The organism is Ventosimonas gracilis (genome assembly GCF_001580025.1).
GTDB lineage: Bacteria > Pseudomonadota > Gammaproteobacteria > Pseudomonadales > Pseudomonadaceae > Ventosimonas > Ventosimonas gracilis.
In genome coordinates this window covers 14,236-27,832 of record NZ_LSZO01000159.1, presented here as the reverse complement: position 1 = coordinate 27,832, position 13,597 = coordinate 14,236, and the positions used below count along the sequence as shown (strand labels likewise).

Below are 13,597 nucleotides of genomic sequence, written 5' to 3'. Positions count from 1 at the left end.
CGAACGTTTGAAGTACCTATTTTTACCAGTCATATCAGGAAGTTATCATGCCATAAAAACATGTTTGCTTCCTAAGACCCATTATTATTGATGCACAAAATACCTATCGGCGTGGGGTAATGGCGCTGGAAGGTATTGAACCGGCACTGGTACAGTGTGCGAAGTTATTAAAACGAGCACGCGCGGCAGGTCGTCCGGTACTGCATATTCAACATGATGGCGGCGCGGGTAGCCTGTATGACATCAGCACGGATATTGGCGCGATTGCCGAAACGGTCGCGCCAATATCCGGCGAAACGGTGATACATAAACAGTATCCGAACAGTTTTGTCGATACGGATTTACAGCAGCGTTTGCAGGATTTAGGCGTTAAACAATTGGTAGTGGTCGGTTTTATGAGCCATGTTTGCGTTAATTCCACCACACGCGGGGCTTTTAATCTGGGTTATCAGGTGACTATTGCCGCCGATTGCACGGCTACTCGCGCCCTGGCTGCGCCGGATGGTAAACCGCTTGCCGCTGAAATGGTGCAAGCAGTAGCTCTGGCAGCGCTGGCGGATCTTTTTGCCGTGGTGGTACCCAGGCAGTCGGATATTCCTGATTGATTGCTTCCCTCGCCCGCTTGCGGGAGAGGGTCATTACGCCCAAATATCCCCCAAGGTAAAACCTTCAGTAAACGGGTCGTCATAATCCAGCACCAATGTGCTGATCGCCGTTATCCAACTGGTGCCGCTGATAGTGGGTATTACCGCGGGTATATCGCCGATGCTCGTTGGTTCGATTAAGCGGCCGGTATAAACCGTACCCAAAATACCCTGATGACGAAAATCCTGATTTAAGGGCAGTTCACCTTTGGCGTGCAGAACGGCCATTTTGGCGCAAGTGCCGGTGCCGCACGGGCAGCGGTCAATTGCGCCGGTCCAGCTACTTTGGTCATCCCAAGACAGTGTGCCGGTCGCCATGGTTACTGCGTTTTTCCAATCGGCTCGGCTAACATCATCTGCCGGGCCGGATAATTGCGAGATGGTAATGCCCACTCCTGGATAATCTGGATGGGAAACCGCTAATTGTTCTATCGCCGCCTGCCTGATCATGGCGGATATGCGGGTAATTTCTCGCCCGTGTTCTGGTATCAACTGCAAGCCTTTAAATTGGCGGACATCGGCAATCACATAAAACATACCACCCCAGCCGACATCGACAGTGACTTTGCCCAAATGCGGTACATCAATCACTGCATCCAAATGTGCGGCAAAAGCCGGAACATTTTTAAAGGTAACCGTTTTTACTTTACCGTTTTGACATTGCGCTGTTATCTGTATTAATCCAGCGGGGGCTTCCAGGGTTAATTCGGTAACAGGCTCTTGCATCGGCAATAGGCCCATTTCCAATAAAACGGTAGCAACGGAAATAGTATTACCACCCGACATCATCGGATATTCAATTTGCTCTAAAATAATATAACCCGCGTCTGCCTCTGGATGACCCGGCGGCACCAGAATATTGCAACAATGCGCCGGATAACCACGTGGTTCGCGCAATAAGAGTTTGCGCAGTCCATCGTCATGCTGTTGCAGCCAGTGCATTTTTTCCAACACGCTAGCGCCGGGAATATTCGGCACGCCGCCGGTAATCACGCGCATGGGGATGCCGGAATGGGTATCTACGGCATTTAAGCTACGTTTAAAACCCATTAGTTTTTTTCCAGATAAACCCGTGGAATGGCACCGCGAAATACCCTGTCCATTAAAATGGCGAGAGTCACCACGGCCAAACTGGCACGCAGACCTAAGCCAAAATCCATTTGCGTTAAACCTTTGGTGACTTCCTGACCCAAGCCGCCCGCACCGACCAATCCGGCGAGTACCACCATCGATAGTGACAGCAAAATACACTGGTTGACCCCAACCAAGAGGGTAGGCAGTGCCGAAGGCAGCTCAATGCGACGCAAAATATCGCGCTTTTGTGCACCAATGGCTTGCCCCAATTCAATGCGCTCGGCAGGAATTTGCGCCATGGCCAAAATGGTTAAACGCACCATCGGGGCAATGCCATAAGCGATGGTGGAAATCAGCGCCGGAACCATGCCAAGGCCAAACAAAATCACGCAAGGCACCAGATAAACCCAAGGCGGCAGGGTTTGCAGAATGTCCAAAATCGGCCGCGCCACCGACTGCGCGCGAGCACTGCGCGACAGTGCAATACCAATCGGCACACCCACCGCAATGGAAAACAGCACCGCCAAAATCACCAGCGCCAGTGTCTGCATCGTCATCTGCCACATGCCGAGCAGCAGGCACAGGGCAAGCCCGCCCAAGACCAGCAGTCCCTTTTTCCATCCGGCAAGCCAGGTCGCCAGCATCGCCAGTATCAGGATGCTGAGCCAAGGCGGCGCGATCATCAGCAAGGAGACTAACGAGCCGACAAGTGCATCGAAAAAGCGGGAAACGCCGGCAAAAAAGGCATGTCCGTTAACATTGAGCCAGGTCAAAATCGGCGCAATCCACGCGCCCGGCGAAAATACAAAATCCATCACTTGGCACCTCCTTTGGCGAGGCGTTGGGTAAAGCGGTCGAGCACGATGGAGAGCACCACAATGGCGATACCGGCATTGATGGATTGGTCGATTTGCAGATTGATCACCGCGTTGTAAACCGTCTGCCCAAGCCCGCCGGAGCCTACGATACCGGCAATCACCACCATGCCAAAGCCAAGCATCAGGCTCTGATTGACGCCTGCCAGTATCGACGGCAGAGCAAACGGCAGGCGGATTTTAAACAGTGCTTGCAGCGGCTTCATGCCAAGCGCCGTCGCTAATTCCCTGAATGCGGTAGGGGTCATGCGGATGCCGTGCGCGGTCAAGCGCATGGCCGGAGGAATGGCGACCAGGCAAGTCGCCGCCATTGCCGTGGCCGGTCCATAGCCCAACAGCACAAGCCCGGGCAGCAGCCAGATATAAGCGGGCATGGTCTGGATAAAATCCAGTACCACATCACTGGCACGCGACAATCCCACCGAAAGCCCGGCGAGCACGCCAAGCGGTATGCCAATGATCAGCGCCATCAGGGTGGCGGAAAACACCAAGGTTAGCGTGGTCATGGTCTCGCTCCACAAACCCATGGCCTGACAAAGCACCAGCCCCAGCGCGGCACCGATGGCAAATACCCGCCCGAGCAGAAACCAGCCGGCCAGCAATACCAGCAATACCACCGCCCACCAAGGTGGCAATGCCAAGAGCTTATCGATAATGCCGAATAAACCATCCAGAAGGCTGCGAAAAGAATCGAACAGGCTGGAGGCATGATCCGTTAGCCAGAAATAACCATCGTTAATCTGCTCATCCAACCATTCGGTAATCTTGCTGATGTCCACGATGACTACCCCCGCACGGCTTTAAGTAAATCCACGCGGCTAACCGCACCGATAACTTTATCGCCATCACTGATGGCAATGTGCTCAATATTTTGTGACAGCGCTAAATCAATCAAGGTTTGCAAATCATCTTCGCTACTGGCCTGCGGCGCATGGGCAGCGGCGGCAATGGCATCAACAGAACGCTGCATAAAAGAATGCGCTTTAACCAAACGCAAGCGGGAAATGCCTTCGACAAATTCCGCCACATAATCATCCGCCGGACTTAATACAATCTCCTCCGGCGTGCCAATTTGTACAATGCGCCCTTCTTTCATAATGGCGATACGGTCGCCAATACGAATGGCTTCTTCCAGATCGTGGGTGATAAAGATGGAGGTTTTGCCCAATTTTAAAGAAAGCTGACGAAACTCGATTTGCAGTTGCTTGCGAATTAACGGGTCAAGTGCACTGAAGGGTTCATCCATCAGCAAAATATCGGGATTGATGGCGAGCGCCCGTGCTAAACCCACACGCTGCTGCATGCCGCCGGAAAGCTCCTCCGGATATTTATCCGCCCAATTTTCAAGCCCTACCGTTTGTAGTGCAGCGCGGCAAGTCGCAAGACGTTCTTCTTTGGGTACATTTTGTACTTCCAGCGGCAGTGCGACGTTTTCCAATACCGTGCGATAGGGCAATAAAGCCACGTGCTGAAAAACCATACCGACTTTTTTTGAGCGCAGCAGACGCAAAGCATTTTCATCGAGCTTGCAAATATCCTGTCCATGAACCAGCACTTCACCGGCGGAAGGCTCAATCAGTCGATTAAAGTGTCTGATCAAGGTGGACTTGCCACTGCCGGAAAGCCCCATGACGCAAAAAGTCTCGCCCGCGAATACTTCAAAGCTGGCATCCATTACGGCAACCACGCAGCCATATTGCTTGAGTATTTCTTCTTTGTCTGCCGCGCCGGTTTTAGCCGCTTGTGTAGCAGCGTCACTATTGCCACCAAACAGTTTCCAGACGCTGCGGCATTCAATGACTTTTTCGCGGGAGGCGGCATCTGCCGCTGTATTATTCATTGTATGAGACCTTCCTTTTAGCCGGATTAAAATTAACTGGCAACCTTATTGTGAAGACACCTGCTGCCAGCGCTGAATTAAAATCATTTTATTTAAAGCCACAACCCTTTGCGTGCTTATTATTGAGATTTTCATAAAAATCGCCTTTTATTGTATTGTCAAAAGTCAAAACTGCCCTCTTGCTTTATGCCAAGAGGGCAGGGTGATGGCGCTAGCGCGAAGACATTACCTGCCAACGCTTAACCAAATCCTCATTGTTCTTCCACCAGTGATCAATGGCCTCATCCATACTCATGCCGTCATTGATTTGTTCATTGATGGCGCGTACATCTTCAATCGGGACATAAATGCTGGCGAGCACTTCGCGCGCATGCGGGTTTTTCGCCGAAAACCCTTTGTTAGCAATCCAGTGCATGCTCTGTGGTGGGGCAAAAATACCTTTGGGGTCTTTCAAGAATTTAACGTCATATTTCGCCATCATCCAGGTAGGATCCCACAACATGGTGACAATCGGTGCTTTGCGTTCCAATGCTGAATGAAGCTCGGCAATAGCGGTTGGCGTACTGCCGGCGACCACTTGATAGTCAAGGCCGTAGGCTTTAACGGCTTGTTCGGTTTCACGGTACAGACCCGAGCCGGTTTCAATGCCGATAATTTTGCCGCCCATTTGCTCTTTGACACTATTTAACTCTTCAATCGAGTTAATCGGTACATAGGAAGGCACGACCAGACATTGATAAAGCCCATGCGTCACCACAGAAACTTTCTCCAGCCTGCGGTTGTATTTTTTCCAGTTTTCAATATTGACGTAGTTAAGATAGTTAGGCGTTATTTCTATGTCGCCTTTAGCCAAGGCTGCAAATAAAATACCTTGCTCACTAAAAGTCGTTAGCTCAACCTTATGACCCTCCAGCTCAAGCATTTTTTTGCTGATGAGTGCAAGCGGCAAGGTATCCACATAGGTAATACTGCCCATTTTAATGACTTTATCCTGTGCGTGCGCAGAAAAGCCAAATAAAAGTGCAAGCAAAGCACCGCTCAGCCAAGATATAAGGCGTTTTGTGGTTGACTGGATATTCATAGAGAATATCCTTTTGCAGTTTGCAGTTTGCAGTTTGCAGGGAATTTTAATGGTTTTCATCTTTGCTTCCTTATTGTAATGCAACCGTCAGGATGGTGAGTTAAATGCTTGCACTGGCCGCTCTTGGTCGGTAGCACAAGGGCAAGCGGCAAAATCATGCGGGCATCGGCCACCTTTCGATTGTGTATTTCGGACATTGAGCGGAAGGTTTGCGACACCAGCCTGCCCACACAGGCCGGTTTTTTTGGCCTGTGCGGGAAGCGCTGATTATTTGGATGACATGACCTGCCAGCGTTTAATCAGATCCTGGTTTTTATCCCACCAAGCATCCGCAGCTTCTTGCATGGTCATGCCGTCGCTGACTTGCGCATTGATCAGGCGCACATCTTCTATCGGGATATAAATGCTGGCGAGCACTTCGCGGGCGTGCGGTTTGTTGGCGGAAAAGCCTTTACTGGCAATCCAGTATTGAGTTTGCGGCGGGGCAAATATGCCTTTGGGGTCTTTTAAAAATTTAACGTCAAACTTGGCCATCATCCAGCTTGGATCCCACAGCATGGTGACAATGGGTACTTTTCGCTCAAGCGCCGATTGCAGTTGCGCAATGGCGGCCGGTGTGCTGCCTGCGACAAGCTGATAATCAAGACCATAGGCTTTGATGGCTTGTTCAGTTTCTTTATATAAAGCCGAGCCGGTTTCAATGCCAATGATTTTATTGTCTACTTCCCCGGCGATTTTTGGCAACTCTTCAATCGAATCAATCGGCACATAAGAAGGCACAACCAACGACTGATAGACCCCGTGGGAGAGTGGGGAAATCTTTTCCAAACGGCGTGCATTACGCTTCCAATGGTCATGTGTAACGTAGTTGATTTGAGTGGGCACGATTTCTACGTCGCCTTTAGCTAAGGCCGCAAATAGAATACCCTGTTCGGCAAATTCGGTTAGCTCGACATTAAAGCCTTCCAGTTCAAGGAATTTTTTAGTAATAAAGGCCGTCGGCAGTACATCAGCATAAACAATACTGCCCATTTTTATGGTTTTATCTTGTGCCTGTGCCGAAACAGTGGCGGATATTCCCATTAAAAAACCTGCCAAGGCAGCCACCCAGCATTTAGTTTTAATTTTCATCGTTCCTTCCTTTTGCGTTAAAGGCCCTCTTGGACAAGAGGGCGAGAGGCTTAAGCATCCAATGCAGCGAGTGCTTCGCGCAGTATTTTTTTATGGTCTTCGCTTAAGGGTTTAAGCGGCTTGCGGATATTACCATTACCAAAACCGCGTAATTGCGAGGCGTACAGCACGCCAGACAGATAATGCCCAAAACCTTCACAAACCAGCAGCAACGATGGCAGCATACGATGCCACAATGCAATGGCCTCATCATATTGCTTGGCTTTAACCCGCTCAAAGAGTTGTACGCATTGGCTCGGCATATAGTTGGCTGCGCCCCAAATAGTCCCTTTGGCTCCGGCTATAAAGGAATACAGCATCACGCTATCATTGCCGTTAAGCGTGCCGTTGGCGGTGCGGATATAGTCCTGATGCAGGGCAAAATCGCCGCCGCTGTCTTTAATCCAGTTAAAGTTGGAAAGTTCATTCAGGCGCTTAAGTAACGCAATGGAAATGCCAATGCCGCTGGACTGCGGAATATTATAGCCAACAATATCAATGGCAACGCTGTCATTGATTTCACGGTAAAAATCAAACAGACCGTCATCATCCGAAGGGCCTTCAAAGAATGGCGGCAAAATCATCAGTGCATCGGCACCGACCGATTCAGCAAAGCGCGAGCGGCGAATAACCTCATCGACATTCAGCGCCGAGGTTTGGCAAATCACATTGCAACGGCCGTTAATGCGTTTAATGCCGCTTTCATACAAACGCTGGCATTCTTGCTCGGTCAAGTTGACGTATTGGCCGGTTCCCGCCCCCAGTACAATGCCGTGCACACCGGCTTCAATATATTGTTCAAGCAGTTTTTCATAAAGCTGATAATCAATGCTGCCATCCGTATTAAACGGGGTTTGCATCGCAAGATTAATGCCGGAAAGGTCTTTCATTATTAAGCTCCTGTTACGGATGGTGGTTTATAAAAGAGCCGGGCGTTTAGCGCTCAAGCCCGGCTTTATATTGTCCAAGACAGAGGGTTGCATTAACGCCCAGGGATAAAAAAGGCTGCGGCGGTAAGCGATTAGGCTTTTTGCCGGCCAGCAGTACATCAATTAACGGCTGATGTTCGGATTTTTTTGTAAGCCAGTCGGCCAGCAATGTGCCTCTTACCGTGCCACCGGTGACACCCAATCCATTGCAACAAAGCGAGCCGTAAATATTGGGTGCCAGTTCGCCAAAAAAGCCTTGGTGATTTTGTGAAAGCGCCAGACAGCCGCTCCAACTGTATTCAAAATCAACATCGGGCAACATCGGAAAGCGCTGCTTGAAGGAAAATTGATGGCGCTGTTTAAAGCGTTCAAGCTGTGCGCTGCTCGGTTTTGCATCGGGATTAAAACTCACGCAGTTGCGTATCAAAATGCGCTGGTCTGGTGTGCGCCTGACCGTGCTGCCAAAAGGATGCGCAGGGATAACGCCCCAACTGTCTTTACCACCCAAGGCTTGCTGTTCTTCTTGGGTTAATACACGGGTTAAGCTGGCATAGAGAAATACCGGCAGCATATGTTTTTGTAAAAAACCAAAGTGCATGCCAAAGATATTATTGGCGAGTATCAGTTTGTCCGCGGTAATGCTGCCACCCGCATGGATCAGTTTGGTTTTCTCGCCACGCTCTATCGCGCTGATGGGGGTGTTTTCGTAGAGCGTTACATTTTGCGGCAGATGATCGGCAAGCCCCTTAACCAAAGCCGACGGCTGCATTAAAAAAGTACCTGGAGTAAATAGCGCACGTTTATAAAAGGAAGTGCCCAAATGCTGCGGCAAATCCGCGCCTTCTATCATTTGGCAGGGTTCACCCAGTTTTTCCAGACCACCTTGATAGGCCTCTAAAATGGCAAGCCCGCGTTTTTCTACCGCCGATTGGTATTTGCCACTGGGGCGCATCTGGCAGTCAATGGAGTGGGTTTCAATACAATCACGCAGCAGGTTTTGCCCCAGTTTATTCAGGGCAAGGGTATTTTTAGCGGTGGTTATTTCACCGATATAATCTTTGGCACCAATATCATGCGGCAGGTCAATGGCAAATCCCGCGTTACGACCGGCGGTGCCAAAACCGACTTGCTGCGCTTCAATCAATATAATTTCATTATCCGGGCAATTAAGTGCCAGTTGTCTGGCGCAGGCAAGGCCGGTATATCCCGCGCCTAATACCACATAACGGGCATTGCTGTTGCCTTGATGGGCAGGGCGAACCTGGCGTGGCGCACTGGTATGAAACCAGCCGCAAGCGGCATCATCGGCGGGCAGTGAAGAAACCTTGTGCATGATACTGTCCTGAAATATTGTCCTGATTGCTGGTTATTGAAGAGCAATATCGAGCGCATTGGGCATCACATATTCAGCCATGCGCTTGCGCGATAATTCCCAGTGCTCTTGCACCAATTGCTTGGCACCTTCCAGGTCGCGTTGTTCGATGGCTTTAATCATTTGATCGTGTTGGCTAACGGCTTTTTCCATATCGCGCTGCATATCATCGGAAATGGCTCCTTGATTGTTGCTGCGATAAAACGTTTGGGCAAGGCGCGCGTGGTCAATCAAAATACGGCGCAGGCTTGGCATTAAATAAGCGTTGCGGGCCATTTTGCCGATTTCATAATGAAATTGGTCGTTATAAAACACCCGTTCGGCGGCATCTTCTTTATTCATCGCCTGGCGGAACTTGGTCTGAATACTTTTAAGCGAAGCGATTTCTTCTGCCGTGGCTTGGCTTGCCGCCAGTTGTATGGTGGCAATGTAAATCAGCGGGGCGGCCTGAAAATAACTGCGCAATGATTCATAGCTCATCGGCGAGACACGAGCCGGGCGGTTGGCTTCCAGCTCCAGATAGCCTTCTGCGGCCAGTTGGCGCATCAGCTCGCGCACCGGCGGGCGCGACAGGCCGAACTCTTGCGCCAGCGTGACTTCATCGACTGCCGCGCCCGGCAGCAGTTCCATATTCACAATTCGGCGGCGCAGCGCTTCACCCAGCAGGGTTTTGCGGTCAAGACCGGCTTCTTGACTGGCTTTGGGTGGCGGAATAGGCAAATCTACGGATTGACCAAGCATGATTTTCAATGTCGCTTAATTGTCTAATATTTGTAGACAGACAGATTAAGAGCCTTTCCCAGGAAATGCAAGGTATCCCCTGAAATAAATATCGTCGTATGGGCTTCTGCTTGATCGAACGTGCCATTCGATCCGGGCAGGTCTTTTTAAGAGGCCACTCTTCACAGACTGGTCAACCACTTCATTCGCCATGAAACCCTCGCCTTTTTGCTCATCGAAAAAAATCGATGAATAATTTTTCTAAGATAATTATGCATACTCAAAAAAATTTTCACAAATTTTTTAAGCGGATTCAGGCCAAGCCGATAGCGTCGCTCAATGAGCTAGCGAAGCGACCACCCGGATCACTTCAGCGCCCGTGTCTCGATTCACTACAGTTTTCTTGCAACTTTAGGGGTCTTGTCATGAGGGCTACCTCCATGACCGTTCGCATTCGCGAACCACTTGCCGAGTTGGCATTGGCGTTCGCCGCGCCAGAGTCGTCTTATCAGGTCAACGCAACAGTATTGTGCTTGTACTATTTATTGCTTAAATTCACTACGCTTTTCTTGCAACTCAGGAACTCTTGCCATGACGGCTACCACCATGACCGTTCGCATTCGCGAACCACTTGCCGAATATGTCAGCCATCGCGTAGGCGAGCAGGGCGATTACGACAATGTCAGTGAGTATGTGCGTGATTTAATCCGCCGTGACAAAGCACAGCGCGAAGCGCAAGCATTTGAGCGGCTAAAAGCTGAGCTGGCATTGGCGTTCGCCGCGCCAGAGTCGTCTTATCAAGTGTTGACAGCAGCCGATATTGTCGCCCGCAACTCATCTAATCAGGACTGATAGGCCATGGCATGCGTGCGCATACAAGAGGCCGCAGCTTTGCGATTGGATGAGATTTACCGCTACACCCGCAAGCAATGGGGCGAGGCCAAGGCAGCGGATTATCTTGATGAGTTGTTTGCCGCTTTTGACGCTATCGTGACTCACAAGGTGATTTCGCGTCCTATTCCTGCCGAATTAGGCGTTGAAGGCTTTTTCTTTCGACATGCCAAACACTTGGTTTATTGGCGCAGATTGCCTGATGGCGATATTGGTATTGTCACCATCCTGCATGAAAAAATGCACCCAATTGAGCGGTTTAAGGAAGACTTTGGGGATTAGTGCTTACAGCGTCTTAAGCCCAAGCGCCAAATCGGCTTTTAGGTCTTTAACATCCTCCAAACCCACGGCCAGGCGGATAAGGTTGTCGGTTACGCCAGCGCGGGCGCGTTCCTCAGCGCTTAAGCGCCCGTGTGAGGTACTGGCCGGATGCGCGATGGTGGTTTTGGCATCGCCCAAGTTGGTGGTGATGGAAATCATCCGCGTGGCATCGATAAAGCGCCAAGCGTCATCACGTCCGCCCGCCACCTTAAAGCTGAGCACGGCACCAAAAGCCGATTGTTGGCGCCGGGCCAGTTGGTGCTGCGGATGGTTTGCAAGCCCTGCGTAGTAAACCCGTTCAATGCCATTTTGCTGGCTTAGCCAGTGGGCGAGTTCAAAGGCGCGGGCACAGTGCGCTTGCATGCGTATCGACAGGGTTTCCAATCCTTTTAGCATCACCCAAGCATTAAACGGGCTGAGCGTGGGGCCTGCGGTGCGCAAAAAACCGACGACTTCTTGCATTTGCTGCTGCCGTCCGGCGACGGCACCGCCCAGGCAGCGGCCTTGGCCGTCGATATATTTGGTCGCCGAATGGATAACAATATCCGCACCCAGTTTGATGGGTTGTTGCAAAGCGGGGGTGCAAAAGCAGTTGTCCACTGCGAGCAATGCGCCGTGGTGGTGCGCAAGTTCAGCGAGCGCGGCGATATCGACCAGTTCAATCAGCGGGTTGGAGGGCGATTCGACCAGCAGCAGCCGGGTGTTGGGTTTGCAAGCCGCCTGCCAGGCGTTTAAATCGGCAAGCGGCGGGTAGTCCACCTCAACGCCAAAGCGTTTGAGGTATTTTTCAAACAGGTTGATGGTCGAGCCAAACACGCTGCGCGAGACCAGCACATGGTCGCCCGCGCTGCACAGCGTCATCACGGTAGCGAGAATGGCGGACATGCCGGAGGCCGTCGCCACGGCTTGTTCGGCACCTTCCAACGCGGCGAGGCGCTGTTCAAAACAGCGCACGGTGGGATTGGTGTAGCGCGAGTAGACATTGCCCGCCTCTTGCCCGGCAAAGCGGGCAGCGGCTTCGGCGGCGTTTTTAAACACGTAGCTGGAGGTTAAAAACAGCGCCTCGCTGTGCTCGCCTTCGGCTGTGCGCTGGTGGCCTGCGCGTACCGCGAGGGTATCAAAGGAAAAAGGCATGGCTAGCAATCGACCGTTTGTGAGGCGTGGTTAAACAAAGAGAGCGTGGCCGCATCGGCTGATTGGGCGCGGTGCTTGGCCATTTCGCTACGCTCGCGCTCGATTTGCGCCAGATAGCCGCTGTCAATATCACCGGTGACATAGTGGCCATCGAATACCGAGCAATCAAACTGCGCAATCTTGACCTTGTTGCTGCCGCGAACGGCTTCAATCATGTCGCTTAAATCCTGATAAATCAGCCAATCAGCGCCGATAAGCGCCTGGATTTGCTCATCGGTATGGCCGTGGGCAATCAGCTCGTGGGCGCTTGGCATATCAATCCCGTAAACATTGGGATAGCGCACCGGCGGTGCGGCGGAGCAGAAATACACGCGCCTTGCACCGGCTTCGCGCGCCATCTGGATGATTTGCTTGCAGGTGGTGCCGCGTACGATGGAATCATCGACGAGCAATACGTTTTTGCCACGAAATTCGAGGTCAATCGCGTTGAGCTTTTGTCTCACGGATTTTTTCCGCGCCGCCTGTCCGGGCATAATAAAAGTGCGCCCGATATAGCGGTTTTTGACAAAGCCTTCGCGGAATTTCACGCCCAGTTTTCCGGCCAGTTCCAGCGCCGAGGTGCGGCTGGTATCGGGAATCGGGATAACCACATCAATATCGTGCTGCGGGCGTTCGCGGAGGATTTTTTCAGCGAGCTTCTCGCCCATGCGCAGCCTTGCCTTATAGACCGAAATGCCATCCATCAAGGAATCCGGTCGTGCCAGATAGACATGCTCAAAGATGCACGGGCTGTAACCGGGGTTTTGTGCACATTGTCTGGTGTGCAGCTTGCCTTCTTCACTGATATAGACGGCTTCGCCCGGTTTAAGGTCACGAATCAGTGAAAAGCCCAAAGCGTTTAACGCCACGCTTTCTGAGGCGATCATATATTCGGTGCCTTGTGCGGTTTTGCGCTCGCCGTAAACAATCGGCCGAATGCCGTTGGGGTCACGAAAGCCCAGCAAGCCGTAACCGGCAATCATCGCGCAGACCGCGTAAGCGCCACGGCAGCGCTGATGCACGTGAGTGACGGCGGCAAAAATGTCGTCTTCGGTCGGGCGCAACTTGCCGCGGCGCGCCAGCTCATGCGCAAACACATTGAGCAGCACTTCCGAATCCGAATGGGTATTGAGGTGGCGCAAATCCGACTCGTACAGTTCCTTGGTCAGTTGCGCACTGTTGGTCAGATTACCGTTGTGGGCAAGCGCTATGCCGTAGGGCGAGTTGACATAGAGCGGCTGCGCCTCGGCCGAGCTGGAAGAACCCGCGGTTGGATAGCGCACATGCCCCATGCCGATACGGCCGGGCAGGTTTTGCATGTGATGCTGCTGGAACACATCGCGCACCAGTCCGTTGCCCTTGCGCAAAAACAGCTTGCCGCGCTCGCAGGTCACAATCCCCGCCGCATCCTGCCCACGATGTTGCAACACCGTCAGCGCGTCATACAGCGCCTGGTTGACATCCGTCTGGGAGGCGATAGCTACAATGCCACACATGCTGTACTGCC

General features: G+C 51.7%; 14 protein-coding genes. 3 read left to right on the top strand and 11 right to left on the bottom strand.

Going from position 1 to position 13,597, the window contains the following annotated elements; translation table 11 throughout:
- Window positions 1–80: 80 nt before the first annotated feature.
- Window positions 81–605 carry a cysteine hydrolase family protein gene (locus AXE65_RS07815; RefSeq protein WP_068390477.1) on the top strand — a complete coding sequence of 175 codons (525 nt, stop codon included), beginning with the start codon at window positions 81–83 and terminating at the stop codon, window positions 603–605.
- A 33-nt stretch (window positions 606–638) separates the two neighbouring features.
- Here the strand turns inward: AXE65_RS07815 and AXE65_RS07810 are convergent, their stop codons facing one another.
- The 9 genes from AXE65_RS07810 to AXE65_RS07770 form a co-directional block, all read right to left on the bottom strand.
- Complete coding sequence (locus AXE65_RS07810; protein WP_068390474.1) at window positions 639–1,694, bottom strand: proline racemase family protein; 1,056 nt, start codon at window positions 1,692–1,694, stop codon at window positions 639–641.
- Window positions 1,694–2,533: an ABC transporter permease gene (locus AXE65_RS07805; RefSeq protein ID WP_068390471.1), complete on the bottom strand. Its 840-nt coding sequence runs from the start codon at window positions 2,531–2,533 to the stop codon at window positions 1,694–1,696. Before AXE65_RS07805 ends, AXE65_RS07810 begins: the two co-directional genes overlap by 1 nt.
- Complete coding sequence (locus AXE65_RS07800) at window positions 2,533–3,372, bottom strand: ABC transporter permease (RefSeq protein ID WP_068390468.1); 840 nt, start codon at window positions 3,370–3,372, stop codon at window positions 2,533–2,535. Before AXE65_RS07800 ends, AXE65_RS07805 begins: the two co-directional genes overlap by 1 nt.
- A 5-nt stretch (window positions 3,373–3,377) precedes the next feature.
- Window positions 3,378–4,433, bottom strand: coding sequence for a quaternary amine ABC transporter ATP-binding protein (locus tag AXE65_RS07795; RefSeq protein WP_068390464.1), 1,056 nt, complete (start codon window positions 4,431–4,433; stop codon window positions 3,378–3,380).
- 211 nt (window positions 4,434–4,644) lie between these two features.
- On the bottom strand, window positions 4,645–5,514 hold the full coding sequence (locus AXE65_RS07790; RefSeq protein WP_079214100.1) for a glycine betaine ABC transporter substrate-binding protein: 870 nt from the start codon (window positions 5,512–5,514) through the stop codon (window positions 4,645–4,647).
- A 267-nt stretch (window positions 5,515–5,781) separates the two neighbouring features.
- Entirely contained in the window at window positions 5,782–6,645 is an 864-nt protein-coding gene (locus AXE65_RS07785; protein WP_153015423.1) for a glycine betaine ABC transporter substrate-binding protein, read from the bottom strand.
- Between the two features lie 50 nt (window positions 6,646–6,695).
- On the bottom strand, window positions 6,696–7,574 hold the full coding sequence (locus AXE65_RS07780; RefSeq protein WP_068390461.1) for a dihydrodipicolinate synthase family protein: 879 nt from the start codon (window positions 7,572–7,574) through the stop codon (window positions 6,696–6,698).
- Window positions 7,575–7,620: 46 nt separating this feature from the next.
- Entirely contained in the window at window positions 7,621–8,946 is a 1,326-nt protein-coding gene (locus tag AXE65_RS07775; protein ID WP_068390458.1) for an NAD(P)/FAD-dependent oxidoreductase, read from the bottom strand.
- A gap of 33 nt (window positions 8,947–8,979) precedes the next feature.
- A complete protein-coding gene (locus AXE65_RS07770) occupies window positions 8,980–9,726 on the bottom strand; it encodes a GntR family transcriptional regulator (protein WP_068390455.1) in 747 nt (248 codons plus the stop codon).
- A 570-nt stretch (window positions 9,727–10,296) separates the two neighbouring features.
- Here AXE65_RS07770 and AXE65_RS07765 point away from each other — a divergent pair.
- Together AXE65_RS07765 and AXE65_RS07760 are read left to right on the top strand one after the other, a co-directional pair.
- Window positions 10,297–10,557: a ribbon-helix-helix domain-containing protein gene (locus AXE65_RS07765; RefSeq protein WP_068390452.1), complete on the top strand. Its 261-nt coding sequence runs from the start codon at window positions 10,297–10,299 to the stop codon at window positions 10,555–10,557.
- 6 nt (window positions 10,558–10,563) lie between these two features.
- Window positions 10,564–10,878 (top strand): type II toxin-antitoxin system RelE/ParE family toxin, encoded by a 315-nt coding sequence (locus AXE65_RS07760; RefSeq protein ID WP_068390449.1) that lies wholly within the window; start codon window positions 10,564–10,566, stop codon window positions 10,876–10,878.
- 3 nt (window positions 10,879–10,881) lie between these two features.
- On the opposite strand, the gene AXE65_RS07755 is transcribed toward AXE65_RS07760, so the two are convergent.
- Window positions 10,882–12,051, bottom strand: a complete 1,170-nt coding sequence (locus AXE65_RS07755; RefSeq protein WP_068390444.1) for an O-succinylhomoserine sulfhydrylase — start codon at window positions 12,049–12,051, stop codon at window positions 10,882–10,884.
- Window positions 12,052–12,053: 2 nt separating this feature from the next.
- Window positions 12,054–13,586: an amidophosphoribosyltransferase gene (purF, locus tag AXE65_RS07750; protein ID WP_068390443.1), complete on the bottom strand. Its 1,533-nt coding sequence runs from the start codon at window positions 13,584–13,586 to the stop codon at window positions 12,054–12,056.
- Window positions 13,587–13,597: the final 11 nt, after the last annotated feature.